Here is a 23,089-nt window from a genome sequence, read left to right as displayed (position 1 = left end):
TTCAATACTAGATAAGATTTTTATAAATAGCTATAAGCCTTGATATTATTGACTTAGAGAACTATTTTGAACTAAGATGGTAAAAATTGAACTTAATAGATGACGCCCTCTTTCTCCGCCATATATTGAAAGCCTTTAGAAATAAAGGCTTTTTTTATGTCTAAATATTTATTATTGTCTTTTCTGATATAGTAAAATAAAAATAATATAAGAATTTTATAGCATGAATATATGAAAGAAAGATACTTTGACTTTCCTACTCTATGTTTCTTCATATAAGAGGGGCAATAAGGCCCATAAACTAGCTAAAATAAGTTTATAAAAAACATCAAATAAACTCTTCTATTTTAGTCAAAATATCCCAATGACTAGCCTCTATATTTATTACCTCGAGATTATCAACTACTAAGCTAAGATTATTATCTGGATAATCATGTTGATATTTATCACCACACTCTAAAGCTTTATACAATATACATCTTGAATATTTAAGTCTTCCTGAAATATCTCGCAACATAAGTTGATTTTCAGATTCCGCAGCTTTTTTTACTTTTAAAAGATACTCGTCATCATAATTCTTATTTATTATAAAGCCTGGTATCTCTATATTTTGCTGATTATCCCATTGTTTTTTTAGCTCATTATTGAAAATCCATGTATCAAATAAATAGATTTCAATATCTTTATATCCATTTTGCTCATATAAATACGCTATTTCTAATGCTATTTTACCACCTAAAGACCATCCAGCTATTCTTATAGTATTGTTAAAGTTGGTAATCTTAGAATCTATTATAGACTTATATTTAATAGCTAAAGAGCTAAGGTTAGTTATCTGATCGTTGTTAATGATATTATAGTTATCAATACCATAACAATTATAATTTGATTTAATTTTCTCAACTAAATCTATATATACTTCACAACCGGCGTAAGCTGGATGTATAAAGAATATATTTTCATTATTTTGTCCTATATCTTGATTTAAGAGCTGTTTTAATAACCCATTTTCTGATGATATTTTTTTAGATAATAAACTGACTGTTTTATTGAGAAAAATATCTGCAACACTTATTTGACTATTTAACTCTTTAGATAGCCTATGTGATAGTTTAATAGCTAATATGCTATTACCGCCTAACCTAAAAAAGTCCTCTTTAATTCCTACCTTATCTAAATCAAGAATATCTTGCCAGATATAACACACTTGCTTTTCTAATTCTGTAGTAGGAGCTACATAGCTATCTTCATTAATAAATTTAGGATCAGGTAATGCCCTTCTGTCTAACTTACCATTAACTGTTAACGGCATACTTTGAAGTTCAATTAATACACTTGGCACCATATACTCAGGTAACACCTTAGATAATTGACTAATTAAATCTTCTTGCTTAAGCACACCTAATTTTTCTGGGACATAGTAACCGATTAAGTATTGATTATTTAGTTTTTCACTAGTTTGAACCAAGACAGAAGCTTTCTTAATCCCCTTAAGTTTAGATAACTGAGACTCAACTTCTCCCAACTCAACTCTAAATCCGCGAATCTTAACTTGAAAATCATTTCGATCTATATATTCAATATTACCATCTGGTAGCCATCTTACAAGGTCTCCAGTTTTATATAACCTTGTGTAGCCATTAGCTATATCATACTCATTAGCAAATGGATTAGTAATAAATCTTTCATCTGTCAATTTATGATTATTTAAATATCCTCGAGCTAATCCAATGCCTGCTATATACAATTCTCCATATATCCCTTTAGCAACAGGATGTAAATTTTTATCTAATACAAAAGCTTTTGTATTATAAATTGGTTTTCCTATTGATACTTTTGAATCGATACTACATTCTGTTGCTAAACAATCGATACATGTTTCTGTTGGACCATAATGATTAAAGATCCTATACCCTATACTAGATAATCTTTGCTTAATAGTTTCATCAAGCCTATCTCCACCTACAATAACATAATCAAGAGATTCAATTAGAGGTTTATCATATAAAATCTCATAAGCCATCTGAGGAACATAGTTTAGTATATTTATATTTTGATCTCTAATTACTCTATAAAGCTTTTGAGTGTCTAATAGCTCCTGATTCGTTGGTATATATAAAGAACCTCCTGAAATTAATGGTGCAAAAATATCTTCTAAACTAGGGTCAAAAGTATAATTTGTTAATAAAATTGTTTTAGATGAGCTATTAGTTTTATATTTTTTACAGAACCAGTTTATCAGATTTGTAAGTGCTTTATGTTCAACGACAACACCTTTAGGTTTTCCAGTAGATCCTGATGTATAAAAAATATGCGATATGCTATTATCCATTCTATTCCTACTGTACAAGCCTCTATAAACTAAATTATGCTTTAAAAAATCAATAGCATCGATCATTATAAAGCTATTGGAATTATTTATCTTTTTAATAATGTCATAATTTGAGTTTGATATTATTATATCTGATTTACTATCAGATATTTTACTAGAAACCCTTTCTATTGGCTCATCTTTACTAATAGGTACATAGGTAAATCCAGCTTTCATCACAGCAAATATTGTAACTATAAGTTCTATTGATCTATCTAAAATAACTACCGCTATTTTATTATCTCTAGCAGTACCACTACTGTCCGCTATATATCTTTCTAAAATAAACTCCGCAAGTAAGTCAGATCTTTCATTTAACTCTCTGTAGGTTAATTCTCTATCTTCTGACCTAACCGCAATATTATTCGGCATTCCTATTACACATTCTTTAAAAAGATCTATTACAGTTTTATCTTTAGGGTAGTCAGTATCTGTATTATTCCAATCATAAATTAACTGACTATATTCAGACTTTGATAAATAGTTAATACTATCAATTGACTCAGTCAAATCACTTACCATACTTTGTAAGATATTGATATAATGCTCTGACATCCTTTTTATGGTAGAGTGTTCAAATAAGTCTGTACTATATTGAACATTACAATATAACTTATTATCATCTTGAAAAAGATTAAAATCTAGATCAAAAATTGATGTAGATATATCAAAATTATATGGAATTGTATCTATATCTGAAAAGTTAAAATCTGATGATTTAAACTCATTCTGAAGCGTAAACAATACTTGAAATATTGCAGATCTAGAAGGATCTCTTTGTATGTCTAAAATCTCAACCAAATGCTCAAAAGGTAAATCTTGATGTTGATATGCTCCCAAACATCTATCTTTAACTAAATTAATAAGCTCTTCAACTCTACAATCCTCAGAAGAAACCCTTATAGCAAGAGTATTTACAAAATAACCTATTATATCTTCTACCTGGGAATTATTACGATTCGCTATCGGTGTGCCTATAACAAAATCTTGCTGACCACTATAACGTCTAAGTAATATATAATAACCTGACAAAAGCAACATAAACATCGTACATCCAAGCTTCTTAGATAAAAGATGTAGTTCATTATATAGATCAGAACTTATATCAAACCTATGTTGTGCCCCATTAAAACTCTGAATTGCTGGTCTTAACTTATCTGTAGGTAAATTTAAATCTTCATACCCTAAAAGTGATTCTTTCCAATAATTAATCTGATCTTGGATAGCTTCACTATTAAAATATTGCTGCTGCCATACTGAAAAATCAGCATATTGAATTTCTAAAGGCTCTAATACTGGCTTAATACCTTTTCTTAAACTATTGTAGATTAAGCTTAACTCTCTAAAAAATATTCCAACAGACCAACCATCACTTATTATATGATGTTGGTTAACTAAAAGAATGTATTCTTCACAAGCATCAAGTATCTCAAATAAATATACTCTCATAAGAGGATATTCACCTAATATAAAACTCTTCGATGCTTTTTTAGTTACAGCTAAGCTTAGTCTTGACTCTTCAACAGACTCTATTTCTAACTTTAATGGTTCAATACTATTAACACTAAGAACCTCTTGATATGCATTACCATCTGAGTCTTGCTTAAATATAGTTCTTAATGACTCATGGCGTAATATCAAATGGTTTAAACTCTTTTCAAGAGTAGCCTTATCTAACTTACCTTTAAGGTGGATTGCTATAGGTATATTATAATTACTACTATCTCCTTTTTGATAACAATCTATAAACCATAAGCGTTGTTGTGAAGATGACAAAGGTAACCTTCCTTCTCTATCTACTACACTTATATGATGATCTTTCTTATTTACTATTGAAAAATTATCATCTATATATCTGCAAAAATCTAAAAGCTTTTGATTATCAAATATACTTTTGACTGGACAGTTAAATTCAAAAACTCGCCTAATTCGGGATATTACCTGTGTTGCATTTAAAGAATGACCTCCTAGTTTAAAAAAGTTATCTTCTATGCTTACTTTATTAATACCTAACACTTCAGACCATATCTGTGAGACAACTATTTCTGTCTCTGTCCTTGGCTCTCTATAACTTAATGTTTGACTCTGATTATCTGGTATAGGTAATCGTTTCTTATCAACCTTACCATTAGATGTTAATGGAATCTCCGCTAACTTAATAAAATGATTAGGTATCATATAATCTGGTAAACGAGTTTGTAAATACTCTCGTAAGTCATTAATATTTAAACAACTAACTGACTTTTGATGTACTAATGATGGATCATTGTAATATAAAGTATTATGGTCATGAGTTAATTCACTCTTAAGCTCTTCAAATGCTATTCTTTTGACAACTTCAATATCTATATCTCTATAGAAAATAATATTTTTAGATACTTTTTCATTTTTATCTACAGATAAAAACTCATAAACCTTACAGTTATTGTTTTTACAAAAGTTTAGTAATGTAAAATCATAAATATTATCAGCAAAAATATTTTCTATACCTACTTCTAAGTCTGAATTATTAGCATCTTTAAGCTTATTATAAAGCTTAGATAAGTAAGTAACTGTGTCATTTAACTGATAATTTTTCACTATTAAAAGTTTTTTAGAATTACCCGATAAGTATTTTTCTACCTCAAGAATATCTTCAGAATACTTAGTTATATTGCTATCGAATGGTTTTACTACATTTATAGAATTTTTCTTTATATGTATTGCTACATCATATCTAAACAAGTTCATTTCATTTGGCGATTTTCCTTGCTTTGGAAGTAACTCTATATAGTCAATAAAGTCATACTTCTTCTCAAGTGCAATAAAATACTCTGGAGATATCAATAACTCTTTTTCTTTATTTAACTCATCTTTAACTAGATTTATCAAAGTACTAGCTCTTGCTTTTGAACTAGATTCTCTAATATTATAGAGACAAACAGAAAGATGAAACTCTCCAACTAAACGATAGTCTCTTATATCACCAAGAAATATAACTCCTTCGTTGATATAGCTTGATGCTTTAAGTATAACTTGCTCCAAATAATCTGCACTTGGAAAATATTGGATAACTGAGTTGATGACTACCATATTAATCTTAGTATCTGCAATATCATCACTAAACTTTTCTATTTCATCAGCTTTTAGAATTTTTAACTGTATATTTCTTTTAGGAAGTCTTAGTGTTTCTTTTTTAAGTCTATCAATTTCTGTTTGTGAAAAATCTACTCCAAAATAAGTTCCTGAAATCTCTCTAGAAAGAGGATAAAGAAGCAAACCAGATCCTGTACCTATCTCAAGAATATTAATAGGATTAAAAGAGTTAATACGCGATATTGTATTATCAACCCACTCTTTCATCTCTTCATAAGCTATCAGCTCATTAGTATAAGAGCTTGTCCAACCACTAATATCAAAATCAAAAGAAAATCTCCCACTCTCATCTGTAGAAGTTTCATCATAAATCTGTTGCCATTGGTCAACAAATTTAGTTTCTTTTTCTTGATTATTATTTTCTTTTTCCTTATCAACAATGTTTTTTTCAATATTTTCAACAATATAAGCAATAAGCTCTTTTGAAGCACTATTTAAATTATTTGCTGTAACTACTACATTATTAACTAAAGGATACTCTGCTATTGTAAACTCAATCTCACCGAGTTCTATCCTATACCCTCTAATCTTAACCTGATCATCAGCTCTTCCTAAATACTCAATATCACCAGTTTTTAACCATCTAACAATATCACCAGTCTTATAAATTTTTGTCGTTTCTTGATATGGATTAATTATAAACTTCTCTGTTGTTAGTGAATTATCTTTTAAATACCCTTTTGCAACTCCTACTCCACCAATATAAAGCTCTCCTGCAACTCCTACTGGAACTGGTTTCATTTGCTTATCAAGAATATATACTTTAGAATTCTGAACAGGTTTTCCTATAGGAATATTTTTTATTAAGTCCAAATCAGAGATTTTATTCATTTCAAATACTGAGGTAACAACTGTTGCTTCAGTAGGCCCATATGTATTAAATACTCTAACATTTTGTTGAACTATATTATTCCATCTTCTTAAAGAAGCTAAACTAGCTTTCTCACCACCTATTATTACAGTTTTTAAATTAGCAGGAAGTAGCTTTGCTTCTAACGAACTTACAAGCTCATTCCAGTAAGCAGTAGGTAAATTGATTACATTAATATTATACTGCTTAACAAAATCTATAAAATCCTCAATAGAGTACGATAGATATTTATCTCTGAGAATAAGAGTAGCACCAGTTATCAAAGTTGAAAAAATTTCCTCGATAGAAATATCAAAAGTTATAGCAGAAAACTGAAGAATACGATCCTTAGAGGTAATATCATAATTATCCCTTGATGAGCACGCATGATTTAATAAAGATTTATGCTTAATCATAACACCTTTAGGAACACCAGTAGAACCTGATGTATACATAATATATGCTAAACTTTGAGGCTTTATATCAATATTATCTATAAGTTTCTTTTGATATTTATTCTTAGAAACTTCTAAGCTATTAATATCAATTGTATCAATACTCTCACAAAGCTTCGTTTCTTGACTATATTCAATAAAGGCTTTATCTGTAATAATTATTGAAGGCTCTAGCTTATCAAATTTTTGCTTAACCCTTTCTAAAGGTTCATCTTTACTAATAGGTACATAGGTAAATCCAGCTTTCATCACAGCAAATATTGTAACTATAAGTTCTATTGATCTATCTAAAATAACTACCGCTGTTTTATTATCTCTAGCAATACCGCTACTGTCCGCTATATATCTTTCTAAAATAAACTCAGCAAGTAGATTAGATCTTTCTTTTAACTCTCGGTAAGTTAACTCTCTACCCTCAGATATAATTGCTATATTATCTGGCATATTTATTGCACATTCTTCAAAAAGATCTATTACAGTTTTATCTTTAGGATAGTCAGTATCTGTTTTATTCCAATCATAGATTAACTGATTATATTCAGCCTTTGATAAATAGTTAATACTATCAATTGACTCAGTTAAATCTCCTACCATACTTTGTAAGATCTTTATATAATGTTCTGACATCCTCTGTATTGTAGAGTGTTCAAATAAATCTGTACTATATTCAAAAGCAAGACTACAGTTTGAATTATTTTTATTTTCTAAGAAATATAAAGTAATATCTAACTTTGAAGACGAATTATCATATGTAAACATACTAGGGCTAATTTCATCAAAATTAACATTTTCTGTTACATCTGAATTATCCATAACAATAGCAGCTTGAAAGATTGCAGATCTAGAAGGATCTCTTTGTATGTCTAAAATCTCAACCAAATGCTCAAAAGGTAAATCTTGATGTTGATATGCTCCCAAACATCTATCTTTAACTAAATTAATAAGCTCTTCAACTCTACAATCCTCAGAAGAAACCCTTATAGCAAGAGTATTTACAAAATAGCCTATTGTATCTTCTACCTGGGAATTATTACGATTAGCTATAGGTGTGCCTATAACAAAATCTTGCTGACCACTATAACGTCTAAGTAGTATATAATACCCCGACAAAAGCAACATAAACATCGTACATCCAAGCTTCTTAGATAAAAGATGTAGTTCACCATAAAGATCAGAATCTACATCAAATCTATATTGTGCCCCATTAAAACTCTGAATTGCTGGTCTTGACTTATCTGTAGGTAAATTTAAATCTTCATACCCTAAAAGTGATTCTTTCCAATAATTAATCTGATCTTGGATAGCTTCACTATTAAAATATTGCTGCTGCCATACTGCAAAATCAGCATATTGAATTTCTAAAAGCTCTAATACAGGCTTAATTGCTTTTCTCAAACTATTATAAATTAGGCTTAATTCCCTAAAAAATATTCCTACTGACCATCCATCACTTATTATATGATGTTGGTTAACTAAAAGAATGTATTCTTCACAAGCATCAAGTATCTCAAATAAATATACTCTCATAAGAGGATATTCACCTAATATAAAACTCTTCGATGCTTTTTTAGTTACAGCTAAACTTAGCTTAGACTCTTCAACAGACTCTATTTCTAACTTTAATGGTTCAATACTATTAACACTAAGAACCTCCTGATATCCATTTCCTTCTGAGTCTTGCTTAAATATAGTTCTTAATGACTCATGGCGTGATATCAAAAGATTTAAACTATCTTCAAGAATAGCTATATCTAATTTACCTTTAAGGTGGATTGCTATAGGTATATTATAATTACTACTATCTCCTTTTTGATAACAATCTATAAACCATAAGCGTTGTTGTGAAGATGACAAAGGTAACCTTCCTTCTCTATCTACTACACTTATATGATGATCTTTCTTATTTACTATTGAAAAGTTATCATCTATATATCTACAAAAATCTAAAAGCTTTTGATTATCAAAGATACTTTTGACTGGACAGTTAAATTCAAAAATTCGCCTAATCCTTGATATTACTTGTGTTGCATTTAAAGAATGGCCTCCTAGTTTAAAGAAATTATCCTCTATACTTACTTTATTTATACCTAACACTTCTGACCATATTTGTGAAACAACTCTTTCTGTTTCTGTCCTTGGCTCTTTATAGTTAAACTCTTGAATTTGTTTCTCAGGTATAGGTAGGCGTTTCTTATCAACTTTACCATTAGATGTTAACGGGATCCCCGCTAACTTAATAAAATGATGAGGTATCATGTAATCTGGTAAACGAGTTTGTAAATACTCTCGAATAAAATTAGAATCTAAACCTGAGTTTTTGCAAGTATAATAAATAATAATTTGTTCTAAATTCTTATTAAAAACTACTACATTTTGCTTAATTCCTTCAATCTGATTAATTTTACTTTCTATTTCACTAAGCTCAATTCTAAAACCTCTAATCTTAATCTGGTCATCTGCCCTTCCTAAATATATAAGGTTTCCATCAGGAAGCCATTTTACTAAATCACCTGTTTTATATAGCCTTTTACTCTCCCCTATACTTTCAACATCTAGATAAATAAATTTTTCTGCAGTAATTTCTGCAGAGTTATAACCTAAAGCGAGACTATCACCACTGATATATAGTTCTCCAGCAATACCCTCACTAACAAGCTTTAAATGTTTATCTAAAATATAAAATTGGCTATTACTTATCGGTTTCCCTATTGGTATATGACTCTGTTCATAAGAGGGTTTTTCATCTAAAGTAAAAGTTGATACCACATGAGTTTCTGTTGGACCATAGTGGTTATGAATTATAAATCCGTTATCATGAAGAATTTTTTGCTTAGCATCTTTTGTTAATATAAGTTGCTCGCCTGCTGATATTATATGCTTGATACAATTCGGTAAATTAATATTATTAATATTTTCTGAAAAAATAATATTTATAACCGCGGGAGGTATAAAAACTATTTGAGTATTTCGCTCCTTGATAAAGTCTAGAAGCATATCCATATCTGACTTAAATTCTTCTGGAGTTATATGTAGTGTTGCACCATTAAGTAATGCTGTAAAAATCTCTTGTACAGATACATCAAAAGCATAATTAGCAAATTGCAAAATGTTACTAGAAGTATTAACTTCAATAGATTTATTTTGATGATTGATCAAATTAAGAATAGTTCTATGTGAAACTATAACTCCTTTTGCTTTTCCTGTGGTGCCTGATGTATAAATCATATATGCCGGACTATCTATAGATAACTCACTTTGAAAATCTGTGCCACTTGTAGAGTTATTATTAAGTATTGATTGATCTTCAATATCTACAATCTCAATATCAGACTGTAAGCTTTTTAGTTTATCTACAAACTCACCCTCTGTTAAAATAATTTTTACATTGCTGTCTTTTAACTTTTCAATAATTCTCTTATCAGGGTCCTTAATATCAAATGGTATATAAGCTTTACCTACCTTTAAAATAGCCAGTAATGATATAAGCATATTGATATTTCTTTCAAAATATATACCTATAAACATCTCTTTAGCTATGCTTCCAAAACTTGAAATAAGCATCTGTGCCATAATGTCAGATTTTCTATCTAAGTCGATATAAGAAATAGATTGATCTTTTGAGATAGCAGCCTTAACATTTTGTGTTAGCTGAGCTTGCTCCTTAAAGAGGATATGAAGAGGCTTGTTTGGATACGTTGATTCAGTATTGTTATATTGATATAACAGTTTATTTCTCTCTTCTTGAGTAATCAAGCTTATACTGCTCAAGTCATTTTCAACATTTTCTATTATTGACTGCAAACAAACAGCAAACCTATTATTCAATTGCTGTATATCGAAACTTTCAAAACATTCTGCATCATATAATGTTTGAAGGTTTAACAACCCTTCTTTTTTATAACAAATTATTGATAATGGATAATTGACCTTTTCATTTGCATAGAAGTTTTTTATAGTAGTATTTTTAATAAAAGATTCTTTTTCTAATGGATAGTTTTCAAAAACAAAAATAGTATTAAAAAGATCTATATCATCTAAGCCCGTAGTTTGTTGAAGCTCTGATAAACTAACAGTGCTATGTTCAGCGATATCTTCAATCTCATTATGTATAGTTTTTAAAGCATCTTTTATAGAACTATTAAGATTCCAATTTAGTATCACAGGCATAGTATTTATAAATAGACCAACAGCCTTATCTATATTAACCATACCTATATTTCTTCCAGAGAAAACAGTCCCATGGGTTGTTATTTCTGAATCTGCATATAAACTCAACAGATATCCATATGCAAATTGCATTATACTATTTATTGTTATACCCAACTTGCTTGCTAAGCTCTCAACCTGAGACGCTAGATTAGTATCGATAGTAGAGTGATAATTTTTTTGTATTTTTATCGGTTTTCTATTATCTAATATGGCACCAGGCTTGACAATTTGTAGATTTAAAGGTTCATCAATTAGGCTTAGTTTATCACTCCAGAAAGCCTTTGACTCAGTGATATTTATTGAGTCAATGAATTGAAGATAGTTAAAATAAGATGGTGCTGGAAATAGTGAATGATTTTCACCATTAATTAATTTTTCATAAGCTAGTCTAACTTGAGCTATAAGATTTGCACAACTCCACCCATCTAAAATAATATGATGATATGACCATATAAATGTATAATTACAACCAGATTCTTTTATTAAAGTGAATCTATAAGGTGTATTGTTCAAAGTAAAAATATTTTTTCTATCTTTATTAATTATTGAATTTCTTTCTTGTATGATACTTCCTGATGTAGATATATCTTTAATATCCCAGGTAACAGGAACTTTTTGTAAGACAACTTGAATTGGATTTATCAAATTTTCCCAAATGAAAAAACTTCTTAAGGCATCATAATTATTAATTACAACTTCCCACGCTTTTATAAACAGATCAATATTAATCTGGCCTTCAAGTTCCCAAATAAATTGCTCATTATATTGGTCTGAATTTGGCGAATGAATAGCATGAAACAACATACCTTTTTGTAACTCTGAAAGTCCCATAATCCTTTCAAAATGAGGAAATTTAAGAATATTTTTTAAAACTGAATCTAATTCATACTGCTGAACTTCTGAAGTTGGAAAATCAGATGGTGTATACTCAACACTATCTTTTGATAAACAATGAGTAGTTATACTTTGCAAATTATACTCTAACTGACTTAAGAGCTTAGCTATAGTTGACTCTTCAAAATGAGACTTACTAAAATCAATTAAGATATTTAATTTTTTGTCTAATATATATGCATTAATTTCAATAAGATATTCTTTGTGGTTTTGCTCAGAGCTTATGTTTCCAGAAATAAATTTCTCAATTTCAAAAATACTATCTTTAGTTTCTGTATCAAACTGCCCCATATAATTAAAAAGCACATCAGGATAATCTATATCTAATTGCTGTAATATATCTTCTTGACTAGAACAATACTTTAATAACCCAAAAGATAAACCATTATCAGGAATAGATTTTAACTGCTCTTTTATATCTTTAATTATTAAATTAAGGTTATTATCTGAAGGAATATCTATACAAATAGGATATAAAGAAGTAAACCACCCTACAGCATCTGAAATATCAGGTGCCCCTAAAATATTTTCTCTCCCATGCCCCTCCATTGCCATACAAATATGTTTACTTTTGTTTATCTTAGATAATGATAAAACTAAAGAAATTATTAAGACTTCACCTACATTTAAATTATAAACTTCAGGACATTTTTTAATAATGCTAGAAGTTAAATCTTGATCAATTAAGATCTTTTGACTTGATATATCAAAGTTTTTCTTAGAGGATATAGATTTGTCAGTAGTTAATGGATAGTCTCTAACTTTTTTGGAAGTTTCTATCCAGTAGTTCTCTGTTTGCTGAGATATCTTATTTGCATATTCATAACAGAATATAGACCAATCTTTATATGTTGATGAAGCCCTAGAAAAACTATTACCATTATAAATTTGTTGGATTGAATCTAATATAAAAAGCCATGATACTCCATCAACAATTAAGTGATGTAAAGAAATAAATAGCCTTAGTCTTCCGTCTTTTAAACCTCTAATAATACCAAAAGAAGCTATAGGACCTTTTTCAAGATCAAACTCAGCTTGCCATTTTGTACATAGCTCAGCAATAGATTTCTCTTGATCATGACTATTACAGACATCATATTCATATATAACTAAATCTTTTGACTTATCTGTATAAAATAATTTTCCAGTTTTTTTATTGTACCTAAGTTTGAAAAACTCCGCACTTCTATAGTAAGTGCTTATTGAAGCTTTTAGTTTATCTAAGTTTACATCACTAATACTAAATAACTTTGCCTGATTCCAATGGTTTTCTTTCTCAAACTCACAATTAAAAAACCATTTAACTATAGGTATACCAGGAAATTCTCCTGTTAGGCTAATATTTGCTTTTTCTTTGTTATTGTTTAATTGTTGTGTAATTAAACCTAATTGACTTATCGTGGGATTATCAAAAATCTGTTTAGTTGTAATAGAAATACCATGTTTTCTAGCTTCAGCTGCAACTTGTATACTTGTTATTGAATCTCCTCCTAAACGGAAAAAATTTTCATTAGTTCTTATTTCATTAAGATCTAATATTTTACACCAAATATCACATAGAGTCTGTTCAATATCCGTTTTAGGTAATTCCATTAAACTCTTAGAATTACTACGCTTATTATTTGGTAGAGGAAGAGACTTATAATCGACCTTACCATTTAAGTTAAATGGTATTTTATTTATCTTTATAAAGTAATTAGGAACCATATAGTCTGGTAAAGTTTTTGCAACTGATGATAATAAATCATCTTCAGCAATCTCAGCTGGAGCTATATAATAAGCAATAAGTTTTGTATTTCCTGTATTGTCATTATACGTTGTAACAATAGAGTCTTTAATATTACTTAGCTTACTAATTACAGATTCAATTTCTCCTAACTCTATTCTAAACCCTTTGATCTTTACTTGACTATCATTTCTACCAATATACTCAATTACTCCATTGGGAAGGTATTTAACTATATCTCCTGTTTTATATATTTTTGAAAAACTAGATGATATATCAGTATTACTTGAGAAAGGATTATCAAGAAAACGTTGATTGGTTAGTTGCTCTTTACCTAAATACCCTCTTGCAAGACCTACTCCACTTATATACAACTCTCCTGGGACTCCAATAGGAACAGGATTTAAAGTCTTATCAAGTACATATAGTTTATGGTTTTGAATAGGTTGGCCAATAGGTACGGTTAATAATTTATCATCTTGATTATTAAACTCAAAAAAACTTACATCAATTGTAGCTTCCGTAGGCCCATAAAGATTATGAAGTCTTACATCTGGAAAGAGTACTTTAAAACTACTGGCTAACTCCTGAGAAAGAGCTTCTCCACTACAAAAAACATCACAAACAGAAGGTATTGAAAAACTATCTATAGTTTTTATAAATGTTATAAAAGATCTAAGCATAGTTGGTACAAAATGTAACTTATTAATACGCTGCATATTAATAAGATCATAGATATATTTAGGATCTTTGTGACCTTCTGGCTTAGCTAAAACAACGGTTCCTCCAGAAATCAACGGAAGTATTAGCTCCCAAACAGAGACATCAAAAGAATACGAGGTTTTTTGTAAAACTTTAGATTCAATATTAAAATCATATTTGTCTTTCATCCAAATTAATCTATTAACAAGAGACCTATGTTCAATCATTACTCCTTTAGGTTCTCCAGTTGTACCAGAAGTATATATTACATATGCTAGATCATTTGGTTTAACTATAGTTTTAGGTTTGTGATCAGGTAATTCTTTAGTATTATTTAATATTTCTTCAACACATAAAAACGATATATCATCATTTAAATTAAGTAACTGATTATCAATATGATGCTTCGATATTAATACTATTTTACAATTAGAATCTTTTAGCTTATATTCTAAACGCTCGATAGGATCTGCTGGAGAAAAAGGTACATATGCAGCCCCTATCTTTAAAATTGAAACTATCGAAATCATCATCTCTAAAGAACGATCTAAATATAAGCCGATGAAATTATTATTTGCCAAGGATTTCTCACTAAGAACATGTTTGTGCTCTTTTAAAATAAAATTAGCAAGTTGATTTGATCTTGTATCTAGTTCTGTATAGTTAATAGCTATATCATTGAATATCACAGCATTTCTATCGCCATACGACGATACAATCTCATCAAATAAATCATTTATCGTCTTACTCTCAGGATAATCTACTTGAGTTTTATTCCATTGCTGCGTAATCAATTGATATTCAGATTTACTTAGCATCTGAATTTGATTTATTTGAATATCACTTGTATCTAAAACTGACCTAACTATATTTAGAAAATGTTCACTTATTCTTTTAATAGTTTGTTTATCAAAGAGTGCTGTAGAATAATTTATACGACATTCAAAATCTGCTTTACTATTGTCTATAAAGAGAGAAAGATCAAATTGTGATACCTGATGATACTTATGTGCACTAATAGGTTTAAAAAATGAACTTTCAATATTTGTTCCAAAACTCTGTACAGAAAAAAGGATTTGAAACAAAGGATGACGACTAGGATCTTTTTCAAGATTTAAATCCTTAATAATCTTACTTAAAGGATATTCTTGGTTTTTCTGAACTTCTATTAATTCTGAATTTAATTTAGAGCATAAGTTTCTAAAAGTCATACCTTCTTCTAAGATGAGTCTCACTGGTAAGGTATTAATAAAATACCCCAACATCTTTTCAGTATAAGTATTATTTCTATTAGCAAATGGGGTTCCAATTATTAAATCTGTTTGGTTTGTATACTTGTGTAACAAAATATAAAAGCATGCCAACATCACAGAATATTGAGTATAATTATTTTCCTTCGAAAAATTCTTAATTTTATCTGCTAAATCTTTAGGTATATTAAAATTAAAATCATTTCCTTGATATTCTAAAGAGTTAGGCCTTTTATAATCTATAGGAAAGTTTAGTAATTCAGCATCTTTGAGATTATTTTTCCAGTACTCTTTTTGATTATTTAAATAATTATCAAGATTTAATCGTTGCCAAAGCGCAAAGTCTTTATATTGAATATAAATACTTTGTAATCTGCTCTCTTGATTAGAGCTTTTTGCTATATATATGCTTTTTAATTCATCTAAAAAAATATTATATGACCACCCATCAAAAGCGATATGATGTATAACCATTATTGCAAAGATTTTATTTTCAACTTTATATATTGTTGCTCTTATTGGCAAATCTTGCCATAAATCAAAATTTTTATTAATTTCCTTTTTAAAAGTATCTTCTAAAAATTCTTTACTTATATAGAATTCAGGGATAGAAATATTCTCATTAGCTACGTTTTGATATAAATACCCATCTTCGCTTTTTATGAATATAGTTCTAAGTATTTCATGTCTATCAACTAATTCCAAAATGCTCTTTTTGAATATATTGATATTGGTATCTGAGCTTAATTCAAGAATCATAGGAGCATTATAGGCACAAGAAGCATTTTCAGATTCTTGAAGAAATATAAGCCCCTCTTGATAAGAGGATAAGCTATTATTAAAATTAGGGATCTTATATATTATAGGTAATATATTATCACCTGAAGTAATATTACTATTAACTAAAATATCCAGAATCTCAGTCTTATTTTTTTTTATAAATAAAAATTTCTGTTCCTGATTTTCTATTTCTCGAAATTTTTTATATTTTAACTTGCCACCATCATTCCATAAGAGAAGACCTTGATTATTTATTTCATAAAGAAACTCAATAATAGAATTAATCATAATTCTCCTTCCTCTATCACGAATGAGTCTTGTACAAAATTGTCACAGATTTCTCTAATAGTTGGATATTCAAAAATATCAGCAGGCAATACTTTTTGTTGGAATAATTTACTAAGTTTATGAGCAGCTTTAATTGCTGATAGTGAATCACCACCTATATTAAAAAAGTTATCACAAACACCTATTTGATCTGTATCAAGCATTTCTTCCCATATCTGACAGACATCTTGCTCATATTTATTTTTTGGTTCTATAATCTCTTTTATTAAAATTTCATTTTCAGCGGGCGGAACTAATGCTTTTCTATTTAGTTTACCAGTCGGCGTAAGAGGAAAGTTTTCAACTTTAACAAAACTTGTTGGAATCATATAAGTAGGAAGTTTTCCTAATAAAAAATTCTTTATTTCTTCATTATTTAAATCATCATTCGATTTATAAAAAGCGCATAAGGAAAAACTATTGCTATTCTTATAAGAGTTCACCACACAACTTTCTATTTTGGGATACTCAGAAATCTTACTCTCTATTTCACCTAACTCTACTCTAAATCCATTAAGCTTAACTTGATCATCACTACGCCCTATAAATTCCAAACTACCATCGGTACTCCATCTAACCAAATCTCCAGTTTTATAAATAATCTCTGAATCACCACTATCTTGATTATTATATAATGGATTAACGATAAAACTTGTTGAATTTAAATCTGGTCTATTCATATACCCTCTAGCAACCCCTATTCCTCCTATGTAATACTCTCCTATCACGCCTACAGGAACAGGATTATGCATATCATCTAGCACATATGCTTTTTGATTGCCTAATGGTTTTCCATAAGATATGCTTGCAGCTAAAGGATCCACACTACCAACTTCATTGAAGATTGACCATATACTTCCTTCTGTAGCACCTCCAAGACTTACGATACATTGACATTTTTCAATCTCTACTAATCTATATATCAACTTTGTATCTAACCAGTCTCCACTTAAAAGTACTTTTTTCATATTTTTAATAAAACTTACAGGAAGCCCATAATCAATAATTAAAGAAAAAAGCTGTGGCACACTATTCCAAATAGAGACTTTGTACTTTTCAATGATCTCAACAATTTTTGTGAAATCGTTTTTTTCATCTAATGAAGGTAGAACAACTCCGCCACCACATATAAACATACCAAATATATCATAAACAGATAAATCAAAAGATAGGCTTGAAATCATTATAGATCTATCACTCTCGTCAATATCAAACTTATTGTTTATATCCTTAAGAGTGTTGATTACCATGCGGTTTTCAATCATTACCCCTTTAGGAGTGCCTGTACTACCAGATGTATAAATAACATAAGCTAGATCATTAGGTTTAATATTTGTTAAAAGATTACTATTTGGGTAATTTTCACATGTATCTATACTTAAGGTAATTAAATCATTATTTACAGCTGATAAAGCTTCTAATTTAGTATTTGAGGTTACAACAATATCACAACCACAATCGTTTATTTTCAATGTAGTTCGATCAATAGGATCTTGATCATCTAATGGAACATATGCAGCTCCTGTTTTAAGTATAGCAAGTATAGCTACAATCATATTTACAGAACGTTCAATATACACTCCAAAGATAGTATCACCGTCAACATTCTTATTTTGCTTCTTTCTATACAAATCAACCAATGCATGAGCAACCTTATTAGCCTGGTTATTTAACTCTGTATAAGTAATTTCTTCATCTTCAAATATCAACGCGATATTATTAGGTGTTGCTAAAACTTGTTTTTCAAATAAATCTTTTAATGTTGAATTGTAATTAATCTGTTCTTCTGTACTATTCCAATCATGGATAATTTTATTATATTCTATGTTTGATAATAAATTATGTGTATATGGAGATAGTTGAGGTTTAAGAATTGAATTTTGAAGAAGTGCAATAAAATCCTTTGAAAGTTGATTTGCTATTTCTCTACTAAATTTAGAACCATTATAGTGTAGTTCAAAAAATATTGTATCATCATCAACTGAGTATTCTAAACAAAGATCATATATAATAAACGCAGCTTCTTTATAAAAGTAGCTAGTATCAATATCATTAAAATTTAGACCTTTATAATCACTACTAAGAAAACTTTCAATAATAGCTAAATTAAAAGGCTTTGTACCATTTTTAATTTTTCCTTGTTGTCTTATAAATGAAACTAACTCTCCAAAAGAAATTTTACTATGCCTTAACATTTTTCTAAGACTTCCTCCAACATTCTGGCATAGATCGCTTAAACTTAAATTAGTCTCTTTTGATATAGGTAAAAGTAAATTATTAACTAAGCCACCATTTAAATTTTTGTACTTTTTACCTTTTGGATTAGACATAAATGAAAATACAGCATTATCAAGATTTAAGTACCTCATAAGTAAAGTACTCCAAATAGATGATAAGATAGCAAAAACAGATGTTTTATCTTCTTCTAAGAAGTTATTCAGTTTTAAAAAATCATCTCTATTTAAATTAAACTTAATATTTGACTGTAAAAGTCTTTCATTTTTGATTTCTAGTTTAGAATCAAGATTAGATGTATCAGCAGAAAGATCAAAAGACTCTAAAGCTTCTCCCCAGTAATTTAAATCTTTTGTTTTTTTACTAAAAGAATCTGATTTGTACTCATCATCTAAATAACTCAGATATAGAGCTTTATCATCATCTACTTCCCATGATTTATTGTTATAAAAACTTGAAATACTATTTCTAAGATCACAAAAAGCTCCTCCATCTGCAATAATATGATGAGCAACCATTGTTAAATAGTGAGTGCTATCATCAGTCTTTATAATAAAAATTTTAAACAACGGATATTTTGTTAAATCAAATGGTTCATTTCCTTTTTCAGAAATTTTTTCTTTAACACTAATTTCATTAGCATCAGACATAAGTATGTTTTCAATTTCATACGTAGGAACCTCATCCATTATTATTTGATATAGATTTTCTTCATCATGTTCAAAATAAGAGCGAAAAAAAACTCTTGCCTTAATAAAGTTATTTACAGCATCCTGTAACCTTTCAACATCAAAATCACCTTGTAATTTATATGAAAAAATAATATTGTAGTCAGTTTTTTTAGGGTTTAACTCCCACTCATTCCAAAATAAGTTACTATATTTAGTTGCAATTTTTTTATAAATGTTATTTCTCATATTATTCCTGAATTAATTACTATCTATTTTAGTTAATTTAAAAAATGCCATATACAGTATTAATGCTCCTATTAACGCTAAAGATCCAGCCAACATTAATATCAATGACTCATGGGTTAATACTAGATACCCGATAAAAAATGATGCTAAAAACCACATCAATGATGATATTTGTCCAAGTCCACCCATTGTTTTGCCTTGTCTTTCCTTATCAGAAAAATCTGAATATACCGCTGTATATCCTGTGGTCGCAAATGGCATAGATATATAAAAAATTAATGATGCTATCCATATAACCAATCTAACATCTATCTGTATAAAATCATCTACATATACCGATATCCCTTCGATTAATAACATAACAGACATTATTATTATACTTGATATTATCAGCTTATTTATCTTAATATATTTCGATAGTAATGGCTGTATAAACAGTATATTCAATGCTAGTCCCATACACATTACCGTGAAAAATATTCCAATATTTTTTGTATTAAAATTAAATGTATCTGCTAAAAATAACGATATAGATTGTATAAATAACCCTATAGCAAACTGAAATAAACTATAACTGATTGTTAATAACCTTAGAGATTTGTCTATGAATATATCAATTATATCTCTAAATTGATTTCTAAAAGCTTTATGTTTTTTTTGATCTATAGATTTAATATCTGTGAATAAAACATATATCAAAATTAAATTAAATAACGATAGACACAGCACTACAAGAAATGGCAATGTTAAAGAATTTGCACCTTGTAATATCGAAGAACTTCCTCCTATTAATGGACCTAATACAAACCCTGCTACAAATGCTAAAGTTGGCCATTTGAAATTATTCATTTTTGATTTAATATCCAAACTTAAATCAGCAATCACTGCATTAGCAACTACATATGTTGCTGAAAAAAAACCAATAATAAATCTAGATAATAAAAATATACAAGGATCTCTTAATAAAATTGATGCACATGCCAACAAATCACTAAAACAGACTCCAGAAAGACCTAAAATTAATATTCTTCTTCTGCCGTAGTGATCAGACAAAGTACCTAAAAATGGCATTCCAAAGAAACTTGCTAAAGGAAATAAGCCAAAAGATAAACCATAAAGCATACTACTAGAAATAAAACTATGACTCCTAACCAAACCATATTGAGTATCTAAAAATAATTCAGGCATTATAGGAAATATAATACCTGCACTAATAGAGTCAACAAATATGACTAAACATAGACTAAAAAATATTTTTTTACCCATTTATAAGTTCTAGATTTAGTATATTTATACTTTTAATTATAAATTTTTTTGAAACCACATCAAATAAAATTAAGATATATGCTCTACTCATGAAACGATAACCACTTTTTAGATGGATAGCCTGGAATCTCTTTAGTCAATACAGGAACCATAAAACCAGATGATATTTCTGAAAGTTTTTTCATGATATCCTTAGCATTATCAACATTATAATGCTTAGTTCCCGAGACAGTATCTAGCGTATGTATATAGTATGGAATTACTTTAGATTCTATTAACTTTGTACTGAGTGGGTGAAGTACATTAGGATCATCATTTATGCCTTTTAGTAAAGTACTTTGATTTAGAATAATTATGCCAGACTTATGTATCTGTCTTAAAATATTAGTGACATTGCTATCTATCTCATTTGGATGATTAACATGTATAACCAATATTGTATCTAACCTATGCTGTGATAGAATTTTTAATAAATTATCAGAGATCCTTTCTGGTAACACTACGGGTATTCTTGAATGAATTCTAAGCCTTTTAATATGTGGTATTTTCTGTATATTTTCTAAGAAAAATTCTATAATTTCATCATTATTTAATAAAGGGTCTCCTCCACTTAAAATAACTTCTTCTATACTCTTATCATTTTCTATATATTCAAAAGCTTCTAACCAATCTTTCCTACCTGGGATGTTATCTTTATAATTAAATTCTTTACGGAAGCAATATCTACAATGCACAGCACAACTTGTCTGAGCAATTAATAAAACTCTACCATGATATTTATGTAATAAACCAGGAACTTTATTATAATTTTTCTCTTCAAGCGGATCACTAGTATAACTTTGATCGATAGCTTCTTCATCTAGTGTTGGCAAAACTTGCTTTAATAAAGGGTCATTTATATCACCTTTTTTCATTCTACTGGCAAAAGATCGCGGAACAATCATCTTAAACTTTTTTGCTTCTCTTAATGAAATATTAGCTTCACTAACATCAATCTGTAAAAACTTTAGTAACTCCAGCGGTGAATAAAAAGATTCTTTGATGGCTTTTTTCCAATCATTCGTAAGCATATATACCACATTACCTAATTAATCAATTTATAGTTTAGAGTTTTTGATGCCAATATCAGATAGGATAACCTTTTTGACTTTTAATAACTCTTTGATATAAAAATCTTTATTTTGTTCAAAACGATGTTGAGGGACAAGAACAGAAATACCTAAACTTCCTAAAAAGGTATTTATAGCTGCAGCTATACTAACTATCCCCTCCATCGTTTTACTATGATCATACTCTATGCCATTAGATCTTATTTTTGCTAGTCTACCAAATAGCTCTTTATTTTCAGATATTTCTTTACCTAAGATTTCAATAACTTCTTGGTCACTATATAAAGACAAGAGAGCTCTTCCTGGTGCCGTGTTATATATAGGTTTATCTAGAACACCAATCCTTGGAATCACTTGGAGTTCTCTATTTGCAATAAATCGATGCATTACAATTAAATCAGTATTGTTTGACTGAGTCAAAACAACTGTTTCTCGAGTTTTTTCACTAAGTTTTCTCAGTGAGTTTTGTGTTAAAGAAACAATATCCGCGTAAGATGATGATGCTAACTTAAAAATCCCAGATCCAAGTAAAATCCTTCCAGCACCTTCACTTCTTGTGAAGCTTTCAGCTTCTAAAGCCGCAACAATTCTTTGTACAGTAGATCTTGGCAAATCAACTTCTTTTGCTATATCTCCTAGACTCATCCCACCAGGTTGATTACTAATACTCTGTAAAATACTAATGGCTCTACTTATTACTTGAATTTTTTTACTCTCACTCATAACTATTTTCTTTAAAATATATTCACCCTCTAATAATAGCTTTTTTGGTATAAAATTTCTAAATTATTATTGTATCACTATATAATACGGTGTATCATTTATTTTAAAAGTTAATTAGTAAGATCTTTAAGCATTTCATC

5 protein-coding genes are annotated in these 23,089 nt (G+C 28.9%); all 5 read right to left on the bottom strand.

The window, feature by feature from the left end; translation table 11 throughout:
* Window positions 1–328: 328 nt before the first annotated feature.
* The 5 genes from F7310_RS04495 to F7310_RS04475 all read right to left on the bottom strand — a co-directional run bounded on the left by F7310_RS04495 (window position 329) and on the right by F7310_RS04475 (window position 22,949).
* Window positions 329–16,660, bottom strand: coding sequence for a non-ribosomal peptide synthetase (locus F7310_RS04495; RefSeq protein ID WP_072712100.1), 16,332 nt, complete (start codon window positions 16,658–16,660; stop codon window positions 329–331).
* Window positions 16,657–19,851 carry a non-ribosomal peptide synthetase gene (locus F7310_RS04490; protein WP_072712099.1) on the bottom strand — a complete coding sequence of 1,065 codons (3,195 nt, stop codon included), beginning with the start codon at window positions 19,849–19,851 and terminating at the stop codon, window positions 16,657–16,659. Before F7310_RS04490 ends, F7310_RS04495 begins: the two co-directional genes overlap by 4 nt.
* A gap of 12 nt (window positions 19,852–19,863) precedes the next feature.
* Window positions 19,864–21,117, bottom strand: a complete 1,254-nt coding sequence (locus tag F7310_RS04485; protein ID WP_072712097.1) for an MFS transporter — start codon at window positions 21,115–21,117, stop codon at window positions 19,864–19,866.
* Window positions 21,118–21,200: 83 nt separating this feature from the next.
* Window positions 21,201–22,187, bottom strand: a complete 987-nt coding sequence (epmB, locus tag F7310_RS04480; protein ID WP_072712095.1) for an EF-P beta-lysylation protein EpmB — start codon at window positions 22,185–22,187, stop codon at window positions 21,201–21,203.
* A gap of 27 nt (window positions 22,188–22,214) precedes the next feature.
* Window positions 22,215–22,949, bottom strand: a complete 735-nt coding sequence (locus tag F7310_RS04475) for an IclR family transcriptional regulator (RefSeq protein ID WP_072712094.1) — start codon at window positions 22,947–22,949, stop codon at window positions 22,215–22,217.
* Window positions 22,950–23,089 lie beyond the last annotated feature (140 nt).

It is taken from the genome of Francisella uliginis (genome assembly GCF_001895265.1).
Lineage (GTDB): Bacteria > Pseudomonadota > Gammaproteobacteria > Francisellales > Francisellaceae > Francisella > Francisella uliginis.
This window is presented reverse-complemented; position numbering and strand designations above follow the sequence as displayed.

Coding starts and splice junctions, on each gene's coding strand:
- F7310_RS04495 (WP_072712100.1), bottom strand. CDS start 16,660: ATGATTAATTCTATTATTGAGTTTCTTTATGAAATAAATAATCAAGGT.
- F7310_RS04490 (WP_072712099.1), bottom strand. CDS start 19,851: ATGAGAAATAACATTTATAAAAAAATTGCAACTAAATATAGTAACTTA.
- F7310_RS04485 (WP_072712097.1), bottom strand. CDS start 21,117: ATGGGTAAAAAAATATTTTTTAGTCTATGTTTAGTCATATTTGTTGAC.
- epmB (WP_072712095.1), bottom strand. CDS start 22,187: ATGCTTACGAATGATTGGAAAAAAGCCATCAAAGAATCTTTTTATTCA.
- F7310_RS04475 (WP_072712094.1), bottom strand. CDS start 22,949: ATGAGTGAGAGTAAAAAAATTCAAGTAATAAGTAGAGCCATTAGTATT.